Genomic DNA, 21,084 nt, shown 5'->3' on the forward strand with positions numbered 1-21,084 from the left:
TTGCCGTCCGGCTCTTGCCGAACCGCCGATCGGATAAGCTTCGCTATCCCAAGGAGATGGCTTATCCGCGGGAGTCGACCGTCTTTTCCCGCGCGGCCCGAACCCGATCGCCCGGCATGAGCAGAACGGCGGCGAGCGCGAGCGCGGCCGGGATCAGCGCCCAGAGGAACGTGCGCGCGATCGACGAGGAGAGCGCCTGAACGATGCCGTCCAGCGTTTGCGGCGGGAGCAGCGCTCGTTTGTCCGGCGTCAGCGCCGCTCGCGGATCGAGCGAGGTACCGTCCGGTACGGAGTTCGCGCCTCCGAACGTCTGCGCCAGCCTGCCCGCGAATTCGTTGCGCTGTACGATGCCGAAGACGGTTACGCCGACCGTCATGCCGAGCGAGCGCAGGAACATGACGGAAGAGGTGGCGGCGCCCCGCCGGCGCATGTCGAAGGAATGAATGGCCGACTGCGCCAGGACCGACATCGATAAGCCGACCCCCATGCCGGTCACGATCATATAGGCCGTAACCGTCAGCCGGGGCGTATCGGGCCCCAGCGTGCCGAGCGCGCAAATGCCGCCGCAGTAGAGAAGCGCGGACCCGAGCATCAGGCTCCGGTAGCTCATTCTCGCCGTCAGCCGGCCTCCGAGCTGGCTGAACAAGACGCCGCTTACCAGCATCGGCATCAGAATGACGCCGGATCGGGTCGCCGATCCGCCGAAGACGCCTTGAACGAAGAGCGGAATATAGACCGTGGCGATCACGAAGCCGGCGCCGTAAAACAATGCCGCCGCGTTGCTCGCCGCGAACAGACGATCGCGGAACATCCGGAACGAGACGATCGGCGCTTCCGCTCTCTTCTCGGCGAGCAGGAAGGCGGCCAGCAGGACGGCGAACAGGACGAATAGGCCGAGAATGAAGACGGAGTTCCATGCATACGTTCCGCCGCCCAGCTCCAGCGCGAACAGGAGGCTGACGACCGCCCCGATCAATGTTCCCGCGCCGAGCCAATCGATCTTTTGCCTGGCGCGCTCCACCGATTCTTTATAGAAAAGGACGGCCAACAGGCACGCCATGACGCCGAGCGGCACGTTGAGGTAGAAGATCCAGCGCCATCCGAGGGAATCCGTGACGAAGGCGCCGAGCATGGGGCCGAAAATGCTCGACGCCCCGAATACGGCCCCCGTCAAGCCCGACACCTTCCCCCGCTTCTCCGCCGGAAACAGATCGAACAGAATCGTCAGCGCGATCGGCGTAATGGCCCCGCCCCCGACGCCCTGCAGCGCGCGGTAAAGGCAGAGCTGAACCATGTCGCCCGAGAGCCCGCACAGAATCGAGCCGATGAGAAACACAGCCGCTCCGAACACGAAAAACCGTTTGCGCCCGTACATATCCGACAGCTTGCCGAAAATCGGCGTGCCGGCCATCGACGTCGCCATGTAGGCGGACGTCGCCCAGACGAAGCGGTCGAGCCCGCCCAGATCCGATACGATCGTTCCCATCGACGTCGCGACGATCGTGTTGTCCATCGAGGAGATCAGGATGCCGAGCATCAGCCCGGCCACCGCGAGCGGAAGCCTGCTTGAGCCTTTGGACACGTGGGTCCCTCCCTTTGTCGCTTTCCAACGATCCTGACGTGGTGTACAATCAAGGTTGTGCAGGATGTTTAAATTAAGCAACCTTATTAAAATATTACTGATTGTAAGTATACGTAGTATATAAGCGCACGTCAAGGAGGAATTGACATGTCTATTTCCGATGTTCCGGCCGGAGACGGCGAGATCGACGTGCTGGACGCGCTTTTGCGCACTTCCCACTATCTGAAGCGGGAATTCGAGACGCGGCTTTCGTCTATGGATATCCCTTCTTTTCTAACCGGACCGCGGCTGCATCTCCTGATCGCCGTCTCCGATTCGGGCCCGATGCGAATGAGCGATCTGGCCGCGGCGATGGGCATCAAGGCGATTACCGTCACCCAGTTCGTCGACGCGCTGGAGAAGGAACGCATGCTGGAACGGGTGCCGGACCCGAACGACCGCCGCGCCACGATCGTACGGCTGACGGAGCACGCGCCGCCGCTCGTCAAGCAGGCGCGCGCCGCCGCGAAGACCGTGAAGGACGCACTGATCGAGCCGCTGCCGCAGGAAGCGCGCGACCAATTGCTCGGTCTTCTCTCGCGGCTCGTCAATTTCAAGGACGTTTGTATTTTCGATTCGAAGGGGCGCCATGCGTGACGACGACGGTTCCGGCGATCCGGTCGTAGATCGTCTGCCTTTTCCGGCTCCAAAGGGGACTTAGCAAGTAGGCAAAAACGAGGATGTAGACAACGATGAGCAAGCCGTTCACGACGGCATCGGGAACCGCGGAGGGGCGGGTCAGGTGCCAGACGGTAAAATGGGCCAGCTCCCAAGGAGCGAATTTGAGCGCCGACCTTCCCAGGGAACGCCCGAGGCCGATCGGCCCTCCGTCCGAGCCGGCCACCTGAATGCCCGTCTTCCGCTTGCCCCAGGACGCATGCGCTCTGGATGCTTCGCAGATCGCGAAATATAGAAACACCGGCAGCGTAATAAACGCGAAGCCGACGGCCTCCGCCTTCAGCGGGCTGCCCGCGAACAACGGGACCAGCAGCGGCTTCGCCGCATAAGAGAGTCCGACCAGGCAGACCAGATAGCCGGATATCAGCGCGTAATCCCACAGGAAGGCGGCCAGCCGCCGGCCGATCGTCGCGTTCTCACCGCTCGTCCTCACTCGCGCTCCTCCGTTCCGCTCGGGTGGTCTGCCTTCGATTATACACTCTTTGTTGACGATTGGATCGATCGCAAGAAAAAGAGAACGCATTCCCGACGGATCGCAGTCTCTCTGCCGAACGAGCGGACTTCGGAGGTCAGTATCCCTGACCCTCTCCCTTGAGGAAAGTCGCGATGAACCATTGATTGCCGTACGGATCCTCTACGCCGCCGCTTCTTTCCCCATAAGGCATGTCCTCCGGCTCGTAGAGCGAGGAAGCCCCCGCCTCGATCGCCCGCCGGCAGCAGGCATCCGTATCTTCGACGAACACGTGAAGCGAATTGCCGCGCGGCGGAAACCGCTCGTTGCCGGCCGACACTTCCACGATCGTATCGCCGACGCGGACTTCGGCATGTACGATTTGGCCGTCTTCATCCGCATGGCGGCTTATTTCCTCCGCCTCGAACACTTGCCGCAGAAAAGCGATCATCCCCTCGGCGTCCCGAACCGTAAAATAAGGCGTAACGCTTTGGTAGCCGGCAGGCTTATGGCTGCTTGCGGACATCGTCGAATCCTCCTTTGACGTGAACGGTTTTATTTCCATTATCGCTCTCGGCGACGAAGAAGTATAGCATATTTGACCTCAAGACGGTTAGGGCCATCGCGCCATAATGGAGCGGAGCGCAAGGGGCCGCATGTATAATGGACCATTGACAGCTTCATTGTACTATATGCATAATACAATCATGCGGGAAGGCGGGTGATTGTGCGCATGCTGAGCTTCCATGAACTGAAGCTGAACAACCGGGACCCGGTTTATTTGCAGGCGGTCTTGTACGTGAAAAGGCAAATCCTGCTCCGCCGGGCGGAGTCCGGAGACAGACTGCCATCCCGGCGGGAAGTCGCGTCGCAGCTGAACATTAACCCGAATACGGTGCAGAAAGCGTTCAAGCTCATGGAGGACGAAGGGTTCGTGCGCACGAGCAGCACGCAGGGCAGCGTCATCTACGTGGACGACGAGATCTTCGGCCGGATCGAAGCCGAACTGACGCGTGAACTCGTCAAGTCGTTCGTCGAATCCGCCAAAGAGATTCAGCTGTCGTTCAAATCGGTCGTCGAGCTGATCAGCGAGTTCTGGGACTGACGGCCCGGCGGACGGCGATAAAGACAGATGATGCGGATTCGCTGCGACTGCCTTGTACTATCCTATTCATACAATTGGGGGGATTCGTTTGAGCGGCTTGTATCGTCTTCTCAACGCGGAATTCGGAAGGTGGATGGCTTTCGTCGCCCTGCTGTGCGCCGGCGCCGTTCTCGTTCCGCTTCTTCTGCTGAATTCGGCGGCGGGAGACGCGGGCTCCTTCGCGAATCATGCGCGTTACGAAGATTTGTACGCGGCCTCGGGCTGCCCTCTTCTATTCCTCCTGCTGCTGGCTCTTTTATGCGCCTATTTCCTGAAATCCGTATATGCCGGCTATTGGGGAAGCAAAAGCGTCTATACGTATCTGACGCTGCCGGTCCGGCGGGAATCGCTTTACTTCAGCAAGCTGATCGTTTTCGCGACGTGCCTGCTGCTTCTGATCGCCGCGCAGATCGTCAGCATTCGGCTCGGATACGAGCTCGTGGCGGCCAAAGCGAAGGCGTATCCCGCCGGCTCGCTTGCCATGCGCAACGGCTTGTTCCTGGCTTTTGCGCGTTCGGAATTTTTCCGCCTGCTGCTGCCTCTGAACTTCAGCCGGATCCTATCGTCCTGCAGCATGCTTCTGGCGATCGCCACCGGCTTCTACTACGGCGCCCTATGCGAGCGAAGCCGGAAATTCGGAGGCTTCGCCTTGATCGCGGTCGCCGCGTTCGTTCTGTACAGAGCGGTCTCCTTCCGCCTGGACGAAGTCGCCTACACAACCTTGCCCAGAAGCCTGTACCCGAGCAGCTTGGCGCTTCTGGCGTTCAGCGGCTGGTTTGTCTGGCACAGTCTTCGAATCATGAGAAAAGGATCGATCGCCTAAGAGAGGAGGATTCGCGATGTGGACGAAGTTGAAAAGGCACGCGGCTCTTCCCGTCCTGGCGGGGGCGATCGCGTTGCTGGCGGGCGTGGGAATGAATACGTACGCGATGAAAGATAACGGAACGTTCGCCCTTAAAGATTTAAGCGGAAGCCGCGACGCCCTGGACGACGTGGCGATCGTCGGCAGGCTCGAAGACGGCTATCACCGGACGTCGTTCCGCTTGGCGCAAGGGCAAATCTCCGCGAGCACGGACCTTTTCCGGCAGCCGCAACAGGTGGATTCATATCGCTATGCGGCGGGCATGGACAAACGGATCGGCGACTGGCAATATCAGGTCGGGGGAATCGGCCCTTACGATATTACTTCCTATAAGCGAAAAGACGGCGGCTCGTACTTTGAACCCGTCGGCGTCGCGGGCGTCTCGCCGTCGATCTCCGACCGCAATCCGGGCGACAATACCGCTACCTACGCCAATGTTGTGGAATACGGCCTGGCGAAGGTCGGCGACAAGGTGTTTTTTACGGTGCCGGTGTCGTCCGATTATACGGGCACGAGCGGCATTTACGAGCTTTCGTTCGCCGAGTGGGGAACCGCGGCGTGGGTGAGTAGAGAATGGCCGGACTCCCGCAAAATCGCGGACATCAGCCTGGAAGCGAACGAATCGCCCGAGCCGCCGAATATCGAGGTGCTCGGCCTGGAGGCGGTCGGCGATAAGCTGGCTCTGCTGTCGGTCGAGGGCGGCGGGCTCGTCGTTCGCGGCTATGACAGCGGCAGCGGCGAGCTGCTCGGGGAAGCGTTCGTTCCGAATTTCCGTCTGCCGAACCGCGCGGAAGCCGGATCCGCTGCCGAGGATTCTTACAGCGAACCGTACGAAGCCTTTAGCGATCCCGATTCCGACGTTCTGAGCTTGGTGTTCCGCAGCCGTACATCCGAACGGCCGCTTCTGCTCAGTCTCGACTTCTCGAACGGCGTCCGGATCGTTCATCAAATGAACGCCGACTTTTCCGCCGACGGTAAGGAAGGCTTTGACGAGTTCACGTACTTGAGCTACCGGAACGACAAGCTTTACGTGCTGAAATCGTTTCGCGAGCCGCCGGGAGACGGAGCGGCGCTTTCTTACGACAACTTGCTTCCGCAGCATCTGTACGTCTACGTTTTCAAGCAATCGAAGCTGCTCTATAAGGGAGAGATCGTGAGCGATCTGAACGACGACAACATCGAAGCGATCCATCGACGCACTTCTTCTGCCGGCTCTTACAACTATGATCAGATGAACTTCAGGCGCTGGACGAACTTGACGGTCGAGCCCCTGTCGGCCGAAGGAGGGAACGCGAATGATTGAGCTGAAGTACGTCGACAAGCGGTATCCCGCGAGCAGCGCCCTGCTGTACGTCCACAGCCTGACGATTCCCACCGGCGAGATCGTCGGCATTCTCGGGGAGAACGGCAGCGGCAAGACGACCCTGCTCAAAAGCATGATGGGCATCGGCGAAATGTGGAGCGGCGAAATCTCGTACGACGGGAAGCCGCCGACGGAGGCGTACGACCGCATCGCGTTCGTCACGGAAGAGGGCAGCTTCCTGCCCGATTTGACGCCGGACCGGTACGGGCAGTTTCTGGCCGACTTCTTCCCCCGGTTCGATCGGAACTATTATGCCAAGCTGCTGAAAGATTACGAGCTGCCGGCCGACCGCAAGATCCGCACGTTCTCCAAAGGGCAGAAGATGAAGCTGGAGCTGTCCGCCGGACTGGCCAAACGGGCCGACTACCTGCTGATGGATGAGCCGTTCGTCGGCAAGGACATCTTCTCGCGGCGCGATTCATTGAAACGAATGGTCCAGGGACTGACCGGCAGCGAGACGGTGCTCCTGTCCACGCACCTGATCGACGAGATCGAGAACGTGATCGACCGGGCGGTCGTTTTGCACAAAGGGCTCGTCCGGGCCGACTTTTATGTGGACGACATGAGGGAACGCGGCCTCTCTCTGACAGACGTCATGACGGAAGTACGCGACTCGAACACTTCGCACCCTTATCAATGGCCGGAAGGCTAGCATCGGGCGGCGAAGTGTTTTTTCCTCATTTACACTAAAAGCCGCCTCTATTCTCGCCGTCCTTAACGCAGCCGTCATCGGCCTTTCGTTCGTACTCATCAAGCTGACGCTTCATGACGTCATTCCGCTTCGTGCTCATCAAGCCGACGTTTCATGACGTCGTTCCGCTTCATGCTCATCAAGCCGACGTTTCATGACGTCGTTCCGCTTCATGCTCATCAAGCCGACGTTTCATGATGCCGGGCCGCTCGATTCCTCGACTTGCCGTTTTGCCGCTGCGTTCGCGAGATTGCTGACTCCGGCAGCATTCCGCTTTAAAGCCGTTCCTTCCCAAGCTGCCGCTCGCATTCTTCTGCGGCTTCTTCCGAAGGCGGCGCTTGATATTTGCCCCTGGTCCGCTATACTGAAAAAAGAGTCCATCAGTCGCGAAGCACGCGCCGCTCCGGCAACATTCCGCCCTTTTTCCGGGGGTGGATGTGCCGGGGCGGCTTTTTCGGTTTCTTGCCCATCTTGCATAGAAAGGACAAGATCAGATGTCCAGATTCGAAGAGGCATATGAGGAATGGCTGCATTCGGAGATTGTCGGGGAAGACAACCCTCGGAGACGCGAAATGCTGGAGAAGGGGCTCGGCCACGGCACTCGCGAATTTCTGCGGATAGTCTGGTACCCCGCCGTAAGGAACTTCAACCACTTGCATCCCGAATGGGAGGTGCGGGATTTCCACAACGGCTACCGTTATCTGGATCTTGCGTATATGCCTGGAGGCGACGCCAAAGGGGGGATCGAGATTCAAGGCTTCGGCCCCCACGCGAGAGACCTGGACGTGAGACGGTTCAAAGACTTATGCTGGCGGCATTGCCTGCTGGCGCTGGACGATTGGCTCTTTCTTCCGGTCGCCTACCTCTCCATAACGGACGAACCGAAGCGCTGCCAACAATTGGTCCTCTCCTTCATCGGGAAGTTCGTTTCGACGGGGGCACCCCAAGAAAGGTTGAATTGGCTGGAAGCAGAGACGATGAGATACGCTAGACGGCTGCTCCGGCCATTCACGCCGGCTGAGCTGGCAAGCCATCTTCGCGTGACTCCGACGTATGCGAGAAAAATTTTGCACAGCCTCGTCGAACTCCAGCTTCTGTCCGTCATTGGCGGCAACCAGCGCTACCGCACGTACGGCTTACGAAACCAATAGCGTTTCGCAGCAATACTCTGCCTGCGACTAACGAAACCAGTAGCGCTTAGCAGCAATACTACTCTACCTGCGGCTAATGAAACCAGTAGCGCTTAGCAGCAATACTACTCTACCTGCGGCTAACGAAACCAACAGCGCTTATTTGTCTAAAATCGGCAGGTCGGAAAATGTAACGAAACTCAGCGACGCTATTCGCTGAATTTGGTCGACCCCAGCCCGCAAATGAGCCCAATAGCGTCGCTACGATTCGTTAGCGTTGCAGAGGTGCCGATTTCGGGACGATAAGGTTTGTACGTTTCGTTAGGGTTTGAGGAAGCTTACACAAACTTGTCGGGTTCCAGCTTCTGTCCGTGCCGATGGCAAGCAGGCATTCATGACTGACGACAAACAAAGCTGTCGTTACGGACGGCTAACGAAACCAACAGCGCTTATTTGTCTAAAATCGGCAGGTTGGAAAATGTAACGAAACTCAGCGACGCTATCGCTGAATTTGGTCGACCCAAGCCCGCAAATGAGCCCAATAGCGTCGCTACGATTCGTTAGCGTTGCAGAGGCGCCGATTTCGGGACAATAAGGTTTGTACGTTTCGTTAGCTCGGGGAGTTGGGACAGCGAGCCAGAAGCTCCGGTCGAGAGGGCTACGCTCGAGAATCCGTTCGAGAATTCATTCGAGAATCCGTTCGAGTACCTGTTCGAGTATCCGTTCGAGTACCTGTTCGAGTATCCGTTCGAGTACCTGTTCGAGTATCTGTTCGAGAATCCGTTCGGGGGAATTCCGTTCGAGAAGGCTCCGTAAAGGTGCCCCGTTCGGGGGAATTCCGTTCGAGAGGGCTCCCGAAAGAGGCCCCGTTCGAGAATGCTCCGTTCAAGGGGGCTCCGATCCCGGGGGAAGTACTTTAGGCAGGAACCGTTCGGAGTCCGAATTCCAGCCAGCGCAGGAACGCGCCGAGAACGCAAAGAAACACGCCGGCAATCGGCGTGTTTCTTTGCTTGGCGATGCGGAGCTGCATGGCGTGCGGATCAGGTGATCGAAGCCTCGTAGATCGAGCGGACGGATTGGGACAGCGTCCCGTTGAACTGCTCGTCCGTCTGCTGATCCGACAGCCCCTCGGCCAAAGCGCGGGAGAAGCTGGCGATCAAGCCGTGGTTGCGGGTCAGCCGTTCATTGGCTTCCTGCCGGTCGTAGCCGCCCGACAGCGCGACCACGCGCGCCACTCGCGGATGCTCGATCAGGTCGCGATAGAAGTCGTCTTCCGTCGGAATCGACAGCTTCAGCATGACGGTCGCGCCTTCGTCCAGAGCGGACAGCTGCTTCAGGATTTCCTCCTTCAGGATCCGCTCGGATTCCTTCTTGTCCGAGCTATGGATGTCGACCTCCGGCTCGATAATCGGGACAAGGCCCGCCGCCAGGATTTGTTTGCCGATCTCGAACTGCTGCTCCACGACGTTCCGGATGCCGGTCGGATTCGCTTCTTTGATGACGGAGCGCATCTTCGTACCGAAAATATGCCGAACGACCGCCCGCGCCAGGAGGGTGTCCAAATCGGGCATCGGCTTCAGCAGCTGTACGCCGTCCGCCGGTTCGGCCAGTCCTTTGTCCACCTTCAGAAAAGGAACGACGCCTTTCTTCTCCCACAAATAATCGGCGGTGAACTGTCCGTCGATCTTCCGATCCATCGTGTTCTCGAACAGGATCGCGCCGAGAATAAACTCCGCGTCGAACGCCGGGCTCTTGATGATGCGCGTCCTCATCTCGTGCACGAGCGCGTACATCTCTTCTTCGCCCGAATAGCGGCTCGGCTCGACGCCGTACTGCTGCAGCGCCTTGGGCGTGCTTCCTCCGCTCTGGTCCAACGCGGCGATAAATCCTTTGCCCGTGCGAATTCGTTCCAACTGCTCCTTGTTCATGAACACAGCTCCTCCCCATTGCTCGAATATTCTTTATTGTACAACAATTAGGGGCGGTTCTGCGAATTCCAACAATCCGCGAGCGGCTCGGCCTTTATTCGGCAAGCACCTTCAAGTCCAAGCGGCGGATGCGTTCGGGATCGGAGATCAAATCGACCTCCGCGATCCTCCCGTTCCGGATCGTATATTGCAGAACGTAGAGCAGCCGGCCGCGGGGAGCCGCGACGACCCCGACCGCCCCGTTGACGAGGGCGGTCTGTGCCGCCTGAATGCGTCCGGCCACTTGCGCGGCCAGCGTCTCGGCGCCCCGGACGATTCCGGGCTTGCCGGCGCCGCGGTCGTCCCGCAGTACGACGTCCGGATCGAGCGCCGCGACCAGCGCATCGAGATCGCCCGCACGCGCGGCGGCCAGAAACGCTTCGATCGCGTGGCGATCGCTTGCCTGATCGGCGCGGGGCCGCTCCGTTCCCCGCACACGGCGGCGCGCCCGGCTCGCCAGCTGCCGGACCGCGGCTTCGGACTTTCCGACGATCGGAGCAATCTCCGCGAACGTCAAGGAGAATATATCGTGCAGCACGAACGTGACCCGCTCCGCCGGGTTCAGGCTGCCGAGCACGACCAGCAGCGCGAGGCCGACGGAATCCGCCAGCAGCGCCTCCCGCTCGGGATCGCCGCGATCCTCGCCTCCGCCTTCGAACGCCTCGGGCGGCAGCGCGTCAAGCGGCTCTTCGCGCCTTGCTTTTCGCGACCGGAGCAGGTCGAGGCATATCCGCGAGACAACGGTCGTCAGCCAGCCGCCCAGGTTCCCGATGCCGCCCGCATCCGCGCGGCACAGCCGGAACCAGGCATCCTGCACCGCGTCCTCCGCCTCGCCAAACGATCCGAGCATCCGGTACGCTACCGCCTGAAGGTGCGGGCGATGCGCCTCGAACCGCTCGGCCAACCGTTCCTGTTCATTCATCGGCTCATCCTTCTCCTATTCGAACGCTTCTATTGAATTGACGCTCGGGACCGCCGCTTCTGTGACAGAAGATCAAGCTTCCGAGCCTGTCACGCTTCCGGCTCTTCGAATCGTCATCGTATTGCAGGGCCGTAACACCGGCTCCAAACCACCGACGAAGGAGCGTTATCCATGGAATCCAGAATGAACAGCCCGGTCACGATCGTACCCAATCTGGCTCATGCATTGCAAGATTTGGGCGTATCGTTATTCGCTTCTGCCGACCAGTGCGGCTTGCCGAAGCGGACGCTCTTCCTGGCCTATCTCCGGGCCAGCCAGATCAACGGCGACGGCGTCTGCGTCGACCTTCATTCGCGCAACGCCTTGTCGGCCGGCGACACGGCCGAACGGGTTCGAACCGTGCCGGCCTGGCGAGAATCGCCGGACTTCACCGAGGCGGAGCGGGCGGCCTTGGCGCTCTGCGAGGCGATGACCCGGCTGAGCGACCGTCCCGATCCGGTGCCGGACGACGTCTACCGCGAAGCGGCCCGCCACTACGGCGAGCAAGCGCTCGCCACGCTTATCGCGGGTATCGCCGTCGGCAATCTCTATAACCGGTTGAATGTCGCAACCAGGCAAAAGGCAAACGTTCCGGCCGGCTGAATGCCGCCGCGAATCCAACATTCTATCAAGCAGGCCGCGTTCCTACGAAGGAGCGCGGCCTGCTTGCATAATGCGGGACCGCTCGGTAAATACTGGAACCGAATTTGATCAACCTGCGGGAGGTGACTCGCGATAGACGTATTGGAATTTTTGCAGGCCAAGCAAAAACAGGATCCCGATCTCTTTCTTCACCGCATGTGGATCGCCGGCCAGCCGGTTATGCTCGCAGGGTACTTCTCGCTGATCGATCTGCCCCAAACGATGATGCTGCTTCAGCAGCAAGCGCGCCATGCCGCCGACTCGGAGCGCCCGCTGTCCGCCCTGGCAAGCGGACTGGGCGAGAGGATCGACCGGGCGGACGAACAAGCCGTATTCACGGCGATTTCCGACGGCTGTCTGCTCGTTGTGCCCGAAGCCGAATGTTTCGAAGGGTACCTCCGGATCGTTCCGGTCTCCCGCACGCTGTCCCGCTCCATCGAAGCCCCGACGACCGAGAGCGTGCTGCGCGGGTCGGCCAGCTCTTTCAACGAGGATCTCGACACCAACCTGGGTATGCTCAAGAAGCACATGCTTTCGGACCTTTTGCGAACGCGTTCGTATCGAATGGGCAAAGATCAGAACAGAAAGCTGACCCTGATCTATATGGAGAAACATACGGACTCCTCGCTTTTGAAGGCCGTTTGCCGGAAAATCGAAGCTCATCTGGACAAAGAAATTCCGGACTTGATCGCATTATCCGAAGATGTGTTCGAGTTTCCCAAGTGGTCGTTGGTGACCCGTTTCAATACGACCGAACTGCCCCACAACGCTTCCGCGGCGCTCGGGCAGGGCAAAGTCGTTCTGCTGCTCGACCGCTATCCTTTCGCCATCATTCTTCCGAGCATGATCACGGACGTCTTCTCGTCGGTAAACGATCGGAATTATCCGCTCCTGCTTGCGAACGCCGTACGGCTGCTGCGAATCATCGGCGTGTTGGCCAATATGCTGATGCCCGGTTTGTATGTCGCGCTCGTATCCGTGAATCCCGACGTTCTCCGCATCGAGTTGGCCATGTCGATTGCCGGGAGCCGCGAAGGCGTTCCTTATCCGTCGCTTGTCGAAACGTTATTGCTGCTGTTCGTCCTCGAATTGACGCTCGAGGCCAGCATCCGACTGCCCAAATCGATCGGCCCTACGATCACGATGGTCGGCGGCATCATCCTCGGGCAGGCGGTCGTTCAAGCCAGGCTCGTCAGCAACGTTCTCATCATCATTCTGGCCGCCACGACGATCGCCAGCTTTACCGCAGTCGGCTTTCACAATGCGATCACCATTCGCGTCCCCAAGTACCTGCTGCTCCTCCTGTCGGCGATCTTCGGCGTTTTGGGGCTGTTCGTGGGGATTCTGATCGTCAGCGCTTACCTGGCCAGTGTAAAATCTTTCGGAGTGCCGTATGCATCACGCTGGAAGAATAAGAGGAGCCCGAATGGATAAGAGCATGCAAGTGATCGCCGTATATCTCCTGTCGCATATCGGGCTTATATTTTTCATGTATCCGACCGATATTATCGAGAGTCTTTCCGTTGGCCACTGGTGCGCCATTCTGCTTGGATTCGCCTGTCACGTCGCCGTGATCGCCATCTATACGAAGGGATTAAGCTATTTCAAGTCGCAAAGCATCATCGATATCTTTGCCGGCGCGGGCAAAGCGCTGGCTTGGATCCTGCTGCTTCCCGTCTCGCTATACTTCCTGATGATGCTCATTCTTACGGTTCGCGCTTATGCGGAGATCGTGACGATTATCTTCCTGGACAGCACGCCGCTATGGGCGGTGATGGCCCTTTTTTTGGCCGTTGCCGGGCTGATTTCGTTTATGGGCGTCGAAGCGATGTTCCGTACGGGGCTTCTGGCCGCCATCCTGTTTTTTCCTTTGCTCTTGTTTGTCCTCAGCGTCTCTTTCCAGAATGCGGACTGGCATTACCTCTATCCGATTATGGACAAGCGGTCGGCTTCGTTCTCTTTCGTTCTGGAACGGCCGTATTTGCTCAGTTTTTTTGCGTTCGCGGGCGGGTTCCTGTTCCTGGGCTTTATTCCTCCCTATGTTCCTTATAAGCGCCGGGCCGTCCTTTGGACCACCCCTGTGCTTCTTCCCTTTTTCTTCGTCTCCGTTTACGTTCCGCTTCTGACATTCGGGCGCAACACGGCCGTCCAGTTCCAATTTCCCTTCATCATGGCGGTCGATACGGCGGATATCAGCTGGCTTATGTTCGATCGGGTCACGATGTTCTTCATGATCACCGTCATTTGTTTTGCGCTGCTCTTTATTTCGTTGGTCATGTGGAAGACGACGCTTATGATTCGGCGAGTGCTGCCGTTTGTCCGGCCCGACCTCGCGAGTTTGCTTCTGGCCGCCGTCGTATTCGTCATTTGCCTGCAAATTCCGAATTGGAAAATGGTTGAACGATTGTTCTGGTGGAATACCTATCTCCGGCTGTATGTCGTGGCGGTCATTCCCTTGACTACCCTCGTTCTCGGAATTCGTCGCCGCCGCAAAGGAGCGGCTGGCATATGAATGCGAAGTTGCCGGTTCGCATCGCCCTGAAATCGATGACGATGGCGGGAATGCTGATCGTCTTGTGCGGATGCTGGGATATCCGGGACATCAATCACCGGGCGCTGCCGATTGCGATGGGCTTGGAGAACAAGGAGGGCATTTACCGTATCCATCTTCTCATTCCGCAAAACACTCAGAGCAGTAGTAGCGTGAGAATCGTCTCGGATAAAGGGTCGACGATCAACGAAATTATCGATCGGATCAGCAAAGATCTGGAGCTCGAGGTCGATCTCATGCATCTGAAAGTCATCGTGTTCGACCGGACGTTTGCGGAACGAGGCCTGGGAGACAGCGTCTCGAGCTTTATGCGTTCCCGCGACATCGCCTCCAAGACCATCGCGGCGATCAGCGACGAAAGCATCGGGAGTTTGTTCCAAACGTTGAAATCGACTTCGACGACAGGCGGCCTGGAGATCTATAACTTTTTCGAGAAAAACGCCGGCTGGTCGCCTCAATTGGCGCAAACGCGAATCTGGCAGATCTTCCAAAGCCTTCACTCGTTTACGAAAGACGTGGCCGTCCCCATCATCAAGTCCGGCGAATCGACGACCATGACAAGTACCGGCTCGGCCGTCATCAAGAACGGCAAGATGGTCGGCCGAATTACCCCGGAGGAAACGCTGCTGTTCAACGCCTTTAACGGATTGAGCGCGCAGGGGAAAATCGAGGTCATGAATCATGCGGCAGTCGTGATCGATACCGACCGTCTGTCTCACCACAGTTCTGTCAAAGGAGGCAGGGCGGTTTTGAACAGCCGTATCAACCTCAAGGTGACCGTTCTGGAAACGAAAGGTTCTCCGACTACGGCCATGGTCAAACAAGAACTGGAGCAATTGTTGACTCAAAACTTCGAACGGATGTTCGCCAGGCTTCAAGCGGAAGGGGCCGATATTTTGGGAGTGGGGCAATTTTTCCGAAACCGGATTCCCCGCGATCGCCTGGCAAACTGGAGGACGGATTATTATCCTCGGATGAAGCTGAACCTTACGTTCCATACGGTCATCGAGGACGAAGGCCTGCTTAAGATGAAACCCTAAAGAAGCGCCGGCGCTCGCGGGCGGAGGCCGGCGCCCGGACGGATCAGGTCCTTCGCATATAGGCGCGTACCGTAAGCGGCGCGAATATCGCCACGATGATCGCTGCTCCGATGAGAGAAATCGCCAGGTCGCTGCCTACCGTTCCCGAATTGGTCAAATCCCTTACGGCGGTCACGAGATGCGAGATCGGGTTGGCCTTCACGAACCATTGCAGCCAATTCGGCATCGTGTCGACCGGCACGAAGGCGTTGGACAGGAAGGTAAGCGGGAACAGCACGATCATGGAGATGCCCTGCACGCTTGAGGCGGTACGGGCGATGACGCCGAAGAAGGCGAAGATCCAGCTGATCGCCCAAGAGCAGACGATGACGAGAAGCGCGGCAATGGCGACATGCCCCAGGCCCCCGTCCGGGTTATAGCCCATGATGTACCCCATGGCGAACGTCAGCACCGTCGCAATCGCATACCGGATCGTGTCCGCCAGCAGGGCACCGGCCAGAGGCGCCATACGCGCGATCGGCAGCGATTTGAACCGGTCGAATACGCCCTTGTCCATGTCTTCCCGCAATTGCACCCCGGTGACGATGGAGGTGGTAATGACCGTCTGCACGAGGATGCCGGGAATGATCACCGGCAAGTAGCTGTGCACGTCGCCGGAGATGGCTCCGCCGAAGATGTACGTGAACATGAGCGTAAAAAGAATCGGCTGCAGCGTAACGTCGAACAGCTGCTCGGGCGTTCGCCGGATTTTCAGCAGTCCCCGATAGGCCATCGTCAGCGAATGGCGGACCGATTGGCCGAAGCTCGTATGATTTTTCAGCGGTCTGGCGGCATTCCGTTCCAGGGCCGTCGTTCTCATCTCGCAACCTCCTCCAGTCTCTTCGATTCGTCATCGGAATCGGACGCTTGATTCCGTTCGACGCCGTGTCCGGTGATCGTCAGGAACACTTCGTCAAGGGTCGGCTTCTGCACGCTGATCTCGGCCAGGCGAACGCCTTCGTTCCGAAGAGAGACGAGCAAATCGGTTACCCGGTCGGCGTCCGCCATCGGCGCCGTGATTTTGCCGGCTTCCGCCGAGACGCTGGAGCGAACGTTCAGCACCTGCTCCACGATCCGGCGGGCGCTCTGAATGTCCCGCGAATCCTGAATCCGAAGCTGCAGCGACGAATTGCCGATCGATGCCTTGAGCTCATCCACCGTCCCTTCCGCGACGACCCGTCCGCGATCGATGACCGCGATCCGGTCGGCCAGCTGATCCGCCTCATCCAGGTACTGCGTCGTAAGCAGCACGGTAGAGCCCGTCTTGACCAAGCGGCGGATCGTGTCCCACATCTGCGAGCGAGTTCGCGGATCCAGTCCGGTTGTCGGCTCGTCCAGGAAGATCAGCGGCGGCTGGGCAATCAGGCTGGCCGCCAGATCGAGCCTTCTCCGCATGCCGCCGGAGAAATTCTTGAGCGGACGCTTCGCCGCTTCCGTAAGTCCGAATTCCTCCAGCAGCTCCGCGGCCTTGCGCCTCGCCTCCCCGCGTCCCAAGCCCAGCAGCCGGGAAAAGATCACCAGATTCTCGGTCGCGCTCAGCGATTCGTCCACCGACGCGTACTGGCCGGTGACTCCGATCAATTGGCGCACGATCTGCGATTCCTTCATCACGTCGTACCCGAAGATGCGCGCCGAGCCCGCATCCGGTCTCAGCAAAGTGGCCAGCATCCGAATAGTCGTCGTCTTGCCGGCTCCGTTCGGACCGAGCACCCCGTAGATCGTGCCGGCGCGGACGTTCAAGTCGACTCCGTCCACCGCCTGATTGTCGCCGAACGCTTTCCTAAGCCCGCGCGCCTCGACGGCCCAGCCTCCTTGGCCCGGAACGTCGTTCCTGATTGGAGAATCCATGGCAATTCCTCCTCATATCGGTTGTTACAGGGATCATATCCCCCGATTATGAACTGAATTTGAACGGCAATTGCATTGTAAAAATTTCCGGAGAAAGAAAAAACCGCCCGCGGAACGGATTGCCGTTCGGTCTGCGGGCGGATTCTAGAGCAAAAAGGACGACGTTCTGGCCAAAAAACGGCTCATCAAGAGCGGCAAGGAGACCAGTATCGGCGGATCGTCGGGATGAGGCGGATGAAGCGTTACCTGCTTGCGGTGCGAATCTTCGTCGGACTCGACGATAATCGGCTCGTGGTTCCGCGTCCGGAGCGTGGCATGCGGAAGCAGGATATCATGCGAGCTCATCCCCCATGAGACCGAGGTCGCCATCAAGTAGTAAGTCCCCGGCTTCACGTTCGAAAATTGAAATCCGCCGAGAGACAGCAGGATGGTTCCGTGCAGAGGAACGTTCTCCGGAATCGGCTTCTCGAACAAGCCGATGAACACCGCGCCTTGGAACGGAATTTCGGACCGCACGGTCCCGCCGACTTCGGCGCCGCCCGTCCCCATTCTCTCGGCGACGCCTCGCTCGGACAAATCCATCAACGACTCCAAATGCGACCCGACATGATTTTGCTGTTCGCGAAAAATCGCCGGCGTCACGCCGATTTTCTCCGCGAAACGAGTGGTGAAGGAGCCGAGACTTTGCTGCCCGACCTGCATCGCGATATCGCGCACGGGCAGCGACGTGCGGATCAACAAATCTTTGGCTCTTTGCAATCGAATGGAAGAGAGGTAATAATGCGGCGAGAGTCCCGTCTGGGTCTTGAAAAGACGGATGAAATGGTAGGGACTGTATCCGACATGGCGGGACCAGCTCGCAAGCTGAATCGGCTCGTCCATATGCCGGTGAATATAGGCGATCGCTTCGTCGATTTCCGGCAGCTTCTTCCCCATTCCAGCCTCCGTTTATGTCGGATTCCGAATCTTAACCGATTGGAAACGCAGTCTGCGCGATGAGTTTATACTAAACTCGCGGCCGTTCCAAGTCAATTGCGACGCCCGGCCCCCGCGCGACCGAATCTTCGTCTAAATGAATCCCGGCAAGGCAATAATGTTCTACATCATCCGGATGACGGGAAAGGTCGAACCGACATGGATACCCATCTTTGTTTTCAATCCAGCCTGCAAGCCAATATAGACAACCTCCGATCTCATCTGAACGGAAGCGACGACCTTGTCGTTCGCGAGTTTCGAATCGGGGATAAGGGCATTCCGAGGAAGATCGCCATTCTTTATTTCGACGGGCTGACCGAAGAAAAATCGATCCATCAGTTCGTCATGGAACCGCTGATGCATCATGCCGAACCGCAGGGCGGCGGCAACGAGTCCGATGAGGCTTCGCTGCTTGACCGATTGAAAAATTCCGTTCTGACGGTCGGCCAGATCCATAAAGTGGACAGTCTCGCGACCGCTTCGGAGTCGCTGATGGGCGGAAGCGTCGTCGTGATCCCGGACGGGTATGCCGAAGGCTTCCATATCTCCTTGGCCGGTTGGGAACAGAGAGCGGTCACCGAGCCGACCAGCCAGACGGTCATCCGGGGGCCGAAGGAAGCGTTCACCGAAAATATCCGGGTCAATACCGCCTTGATTCGGCGGATCATCAAAGATCCGCGGCTCGTGCTCAAAAGCCGAAAAATCGGCCAAGTGACGAAAACGAACGTTTCCGTCATGTACATTGTCGGAATCGTCGAAGAAAAAGCGCTGGATGAGGTCAATCGGCGGCTCGGGTCGATCGATACCGACGCCATTCTGGAAAGCGGTTATATCGAAGAGTTCATTCAAGACGAAACGTACACCATTTTCCCTACGCTTCAGAATACGGAAAGGCCGGACGTCGTCGCCGCTTCTCTGCTGGAAGGCCGGATCGCCATCTTGATCGACGGAACCCCGCATGTGCTTCTCGCGCCCGCCCTGTTCGTGCAATATTTTCAAGCCGCCGAAGACTACTATCACCGCGCCGATATCAGCACGCTGATCCGGGTGCTCCGGTACTTCGCCCTCTTCATCGCGACGCTCGTTCCCGCGCTATATGTCGCGATTACGACGTATCATCAGGAAATGCTGCCCACCCAGCTGCTGATCAGCTTGTCGGCTCAGCGCGAAGGGGTGCCGTTTCCCGCTTTTGTCGAAGCGTTGATCATGGAAGCGACCTACGAAATTTTGCGGGAAGCCGGGGTTCGAATGCCAAGGGCCGTCGGCCAGGCCGTCTCGATCGTAGGAACGCTCGTCATCGGGCAGGCCGCCGTGGATGCGGGGATCATCTCCGCGAGCATGATCATCGTCGTATCGATTACGGCCATTTCCAGCTATGTGATCCCGGAATTCGACATGTCGATCGCCGTGAGAATTACCCGGTTTATCTTCATGGGCCTCGCCGCGGCTTTCGGCCTGTACGGCATCTTCATCGGGCTGATCGCGCTGATCCTGCATTTGAGCAGCCTTCGCTCTTTCGGCGTGCCCTACATGGCTCCGGTTGGACCGTTTAGCCTGAAAGACCAAAAGGATGTCATCCTGCGCGCGAACCGCAGGAATATGAAGACCCGGCCCACGATGTTCGGCAAGCGAGATCCGGTCCGTCAAAGACGGACAAGGAACAGAGGCCGACCATGACCCGCAAACGGCTTTCGCTGCTGGCGGCGCTTGCTCTTCTCTTGCCGCTTACGGGCTGCTGGGACCGGCGGGAGCTGAACGAGTTGGCTATTTCCGTCGCGATGGGAATCGACAAATCGGACAACCTTTACGAGGTCACGGTTCAGGTCGTGCAGCCCGGAGAAGTCACGGATAAGAGAGGCACCAGCGGTCAAGTTCCCGTTACGATATATCAAGCCAAGGGAGTCACGATATTCGAAGCCATTCGCAAAATGACGACGGTCAGCCCCAGGAAAATTTACGCGGCCCATCTCCGCGCCGTCGTGTTCGGGGAACCATTGGCGCGGGAAGGCATCGGCGACGCGTTGGACCTGCTGTCCAGAGATTACGAGCCCCGGACGGACTTTTACCTTCTGGTAGCCAAAGGGACGACCGCGGCTCGCGCGCTAGGCGTCTTAACCCCCTTGGAAAAAATTCCGGCCAACAAAATATTCGAATCCATTCAAACGGCCGAAAAAGCGTGGGCGCCCGTCAGGGCGGTTACGTTGGACGAATTCATAGGCGATTACGAGAATGAAGGCAATAACCCGGTACTCAGCGGCATCAGCGTCATCGGAGACGGCCAGGCGGGAGAAACCAAAGAAAACGTCGAGTCCGTTCGTCCCGCCGCTCAATTGCAAAATTCCGGTCTGGCGGTGTTTCGCAAGGATCGATTGATCGGTTGGTTAGACGAACGGGAGAGCAAGGGCTATAACTACGCGGTAAATAACGTAAGGGATACGGTCGGCCATGTTCCTTGTCCGGGCGGCGGGCATGTCGCGGTCGAAGTGACCCGTTCGAAGGCCAGCATAAGGGGTTCCGTCAAGGGAGGGCGTCCTCGCCTGGCCGTCGAACTGAACGTCGAGCAGAACGTGGGGGAAGTCCAATGCCGAATGGATCTGACTCAAACGAAAACCGTTCAAGATTTGGAGCGGAGATCCGAACAAACGCTGGAGGAAATTGTTCGAGGCACGATAGAAGCAGCGCAGCGCAAGTATAAAACGGACTTCCTCGGCTTCGGCGAAGCCGTTCACCGTCGCGATCCCGGCGCATGGAAATCGCTAAGATCGGATTGGGATAAGCATTTCGAGACTGCCGTCGTAGACGTAAAAGTTAACGTGAAAATCAAGCGAACCGGCACGCTCGGCAATTCGTTCAAGGAAAAAGGAAGGGAATGACCGGAATGTGGGCGATTGCCGGACTTCTTGCCGCCGCGGGCATCTGCGCCGCCATCGAATTGCCTTCGCTCGCCGGGCACAAGAAAGATTTGTGGATCTTCACCCTCTTGCTGCTTCTCGGAACGCCGTTAAGCATAGCCGCGGCCTTGAAAGCGCCGATTCCGAATCCGCTGGATTGGATTGCGGCCGTTTATCGGCCGATCGGCAATTGGATGAAGAATCTGTTCGAGTAGCTTGGGGAATGAGGG

At 58.4% G+C, this 21,084-nt stretch carries 21 protein-coding genes; 13 read left to right on the forward strand and 8 right to left on the reverse strand.

The window, feature by feature from the left end:
* Positions 1-61: 61 nt before the first annotated feature.
* A complete protein-coding gene (locus H7C18_RS30680) occupies positions 62-1,582 on the reverse strand; it encodes an MDR family MFS transporter (protein WP_185132943.1) in 1,521 nt (506 codons plus the stop codon).
* Positions 1,583-1,729: 147 nt separating this feature from the next.
* On the opposite strand from H7C18_RS30680, the gene H7C18_RS30685 reads away from it, so the two are divergent.
* Complete coding sequence (locus H7C18_RS30685; RefSeq protein WP_185132944.1) at positions 1,730-2,218, forward strand: MarR family winged helix-turn-helix transcriptional regulator; 489 nt, start codon at positions 1,730-1,732, stop codon at positions 2,216-2,218.
* On the opposite strand, the gene H7C18_RS30690 is transcribed toward H7C18_RS30685, so the two are convergent.
* Together H7C18_RS30690 and H7C18_RS30695 are read right to left on the reverse strand one after the other, a co-directional pair.
* Positions 2,175-2,732 carry an RDD family protein gene (locus tag H7C18_RS30690; RefSeq protein WP_185132945.1) on the reverse strand — a complete coding sequence of 186 codons (558 nt, stop codon included), beginning with the start codon at positions 2,730-2,732 and terminating at the stop codon, positions 2,175-2,177. The two genes, H7C18_RS30685 and H7C18_RS30690, sit on opposite strands and share 44 nt — an antisense overlap.
* A 136-nt stretch (positions 2,733-2,868) precedes the next feature.
* The gene (locus H7C18_RS30695; RefSeq protein WP_185132946.1) at positions 2,869-3,276 is read right to left on the reverse strand and encodes a VOC family protein; all 408 of its coding nucleotides are present in this window, start codon (positions 3,274-3,276) and stop codon (positions 2,869-2,871) included.
* 207 nt (positions 3,277-3,483) lie between these two features.
* On the opposite strand from H7C18_RS30695, the gene H7C18_RS30700 reads away from it, so the two are divergent.
* The 5 genes from H7C18_RS30700 to H7C18_RS30720 all read left to right on the forward strand — a co-directional run bounded on the left by H7C18_RS30700 (position 3,484) and on the right by H7C18_RS30720 (position 7,961).
* On the forward strand, positions 3,484-3,855 hold the full coding sequence (locus H7C18_RS30700; protein ID WP_185132996.1) for a GntR family transcriptional regulator: 372 nt from the start codon (positions 3,484-3,486) through the stop codon (positions 3,853-3,855).
* A gap of 88 nt (positions 3,856-3,943) precedes the next feature.
* Entirely contained in the window at positions 3,944-4,717 is a 774-nt protein-coding gene (locus H7C18_RS30705) for a hypothetical protein (protein ID WP_185132947.1), read from the forward strand.
* Between the two features lie 16 nt (positions 4,718-4,733).
* Positions 4,734-6,059 carry a hypothetical protein gene (locus tag H7C18_RS30710; RefSeq protein ID WP_185132948.1) on the forward strand — a complete coding sequence of 442 codons (1,326 nt, stop codon included), beginning with the start codon at positions 4,734-4,736 and terminating at the stop codon, positions 6,057-6,059.
* Positions 6,052-6,771 carry an ABC transporter ATP-binding protein gene (locus tag H7C18_RS30715; RefSeq protein WP_185132949.1) on the forward strand — a complete coding sequence of 240 codons (720 nt, stop codon included), beginning with the start codon at positions 6,052-6,054 and terminating at the stop codon, positions 6,769-6,771. Before H7C18_RS30710 ends, H7C18_RS30715 begins: the two co-directional genes overlap by 8 nt.
* A gap of 533 nt (positions 6,772-7,304) precedes the next feature.
* A complete protein-coding gene (locus H7C18_RS30720; protein ID WP_185132950.1) occupies positions 7,305-7,961 on the forward strand; it encodes a transcriptional regulator in 657 nt (218 codons plus the stop codon).
* A 1,019-nt stretch (positions 7,962-8,980) separates the two neighbouring features.
* Here the strand turns inward: H7C18_RS30720 and H7C18_RS30725 are convergent.
* Both H7C18_RS30725 and H7C18_RS30730 read right to left on the reverse strand, forming a co-directional pair.
* Positions 8,981-9,868, reverse strand: coding sequence for a fructose bisphosphate aldolase (locus H7C18_RS30725; RefSeq protein ID WP_185132951.1), 888 nt, complete (start codon positions 9,866-9,868; stop codon positions 8,981-8,983).
* Positions 9,869-9,962: 94 nt separating this feature from the next.
* Positions 9,963-10,829 carry a sigma-70 family RNA polymerase sigma factor gene (locus H7C18_RS30730; RefSeq protein ID WP_185132952.1) on the reverse strand — a complete coding sequence of 289 codons (867 nt, stop codon included), beginning with the start codon at positions 10,827-10,829 and terminating at the stop codon, positions 9,963-9,965.
* A 171-nt stretch (positions 10,830-11,000) separates the two neighbouring features.
* Here H7C18_RS30730 and H7C18_RS30735 point away from each other — a divergent pair, with 171 nt between their 5' ends.
* The 4 genes from H7C18_RS30735 to H7C18_RS30750 all read left to right on the forward strand — a co-directional run bounded on the left by H7C18_RS30735 (position 11,001) and on the right by H7C18_RS30750 (position 15,101).
* Positions 11,001-11,471: a carboxymuconolactone decarboxylase family protein gene (locus H7C18_RS30735; RefSeq protein WP_185132953.1), complete on the forward strand. Its 471-nt coding sequence runs from the start codon at positions 11,001-11,003 to the stop codon at positions 11,469-11,471.
* A 141-nt stretch (positions 11,472-11,612) separates the two neighbouring features.
* Positions 11,613-12,944 carry a spore germination protein gene (locus H7C18_RS30740; protein WP_185132954.1) on the forward strand — a complete coding sequence of 444 codons (1,332 nt, stop codon included), beginning with the start codon at positions 11,613-11,615 and terminating at the stop codon, positions 12,942-12,944.
* A complete protein-coding gene (locus H7C18_RS30745; protein ID WP_185132955.1) occupies positions 12,937-14,022 on the forward strand; it encodes a GerAB/ArcD/ProY family transporter in 1,086 nt (361 codons plus the stop codon). Before H7C18_RS30740 ends, H7C18_RS30745 begins: the two co-directional genes overlap by 8 nt.
* Complete coding sequence (locus H7C18_RS30750) at positions 14,019-15,101, forward strand: Ger(x)C family spore germination protein (RefSeq protein ID WP_185132956.1); 1,083 nt, start codon at positions 14,019-14,021, stop codon at positions 15,099-15,101. Before H7C18_RS30745 ends, H7C18_RS30750 begins: the two co-directional genes overlap by 4 nt.
* Positions 15,102-15,144: 43 nt before the next feature.
* Here H7C18_RS30750 and H7C18_RS30755 read toward each other — a convergent pair whose 3' ends face one another.
* From H7C18_RS30755 to H7C18_RS30765, 3 genes are all read right to left on the reverse strand, one after another.
* The gene (locus H7C18_RS30755) at positions 15,145-15,960 is read right to left on the reverse strand and encodes an ABC transporter permease (RefSeq protein ID WP_185132957.1); all 816 of its coding nucleotides are present in this window, start codon (positions 15,958-15,960) and stop codon (positions 15,145-15,147) included.
* A complete protein-coding gene (locus H7C18_RS30760; RefSeq protein ID WP_185132958.1) occupies positions 15,957-16,988 on the reverse strand; it encodes an ATP-binding cassette domain-containing protein in 1,032 nt (343 codons plus the stop codon). Before H7C18_RS30760 ends, H7C18_RS30755 begins: the two co-directional genes overlap by 4 nt.
* 144 nt (positions 16,989-17,132) lie before the next feature.
* Complete coding sequence (locus tag H7C18_RS30765; protein WP_185132959.1) at positions 17,133-17,924, reverse strand: helix-turn-helix domain-containing protein; 792 nt, start codon at positions 17,922-17,924, stop codon at positions 17,133-17,135.
* 198 nt (positions 17,925-18,122) lie between these two features.
* Here H7C18_RS30765 and H7C18_RS30770 point away from each other — a divergent pair, with 198 nt between their 5' ends.
* From H7C18_RS30770 to H7C18_RS30780, 3 genes are read left to right on the forward strand one after another with little or no spacing between them, the layout of a single operon-like run.
* Positions 18,123-19,640, forward strand: coding sequence for a spore germination protein (locus tag H7C18_RS30770; protein ID WP_185132960.1), 1,518 nt, complete (start codon positions 18,123-18,125; stop codon positions 19,638-19,640).
* Positions 19,637-20,836: a Ger(x)C family spore germination protein gene (locus H7C18_RS30775; RefSeq protein ID WP_185132961.1), complete on the forward strand. Its 1,200-nt coding sequence runs from the start codon at positions 19,637-19,639 to the stop codon at positions 20,834-20,836. Before H7C18_RS30770 ends, H7C18_RS30775 begins: the two co-directional genes overlap by 4 nt.
* Positions 20,833-21,069 carry a hypothetical protein gene (locus H7C18_RS30780; protein ID WP_337913948.1) on the forward strand — a complete coding sequence of 79 codons (237 nt, stop codon included), beginning with the start codon at positions 20,833-20,835 and terminating at the stop codon, positions 21,067-21,069. Before H7C18_RS30775 ends, H7C18_RS30780 begins: the two co-directional genes overlap by 4 nt.
* Positions 21,070-21,084: the final 15 nt, after the last annotated feature.

Source organism: Cohnella zeiphila (assembly GCF_014212055.1).
GTDB lineage: Bacteria > Bacillota > Bacilli > Paenibacillales > Paenibacillaceae > Cohnella > Cohnella zeiphila.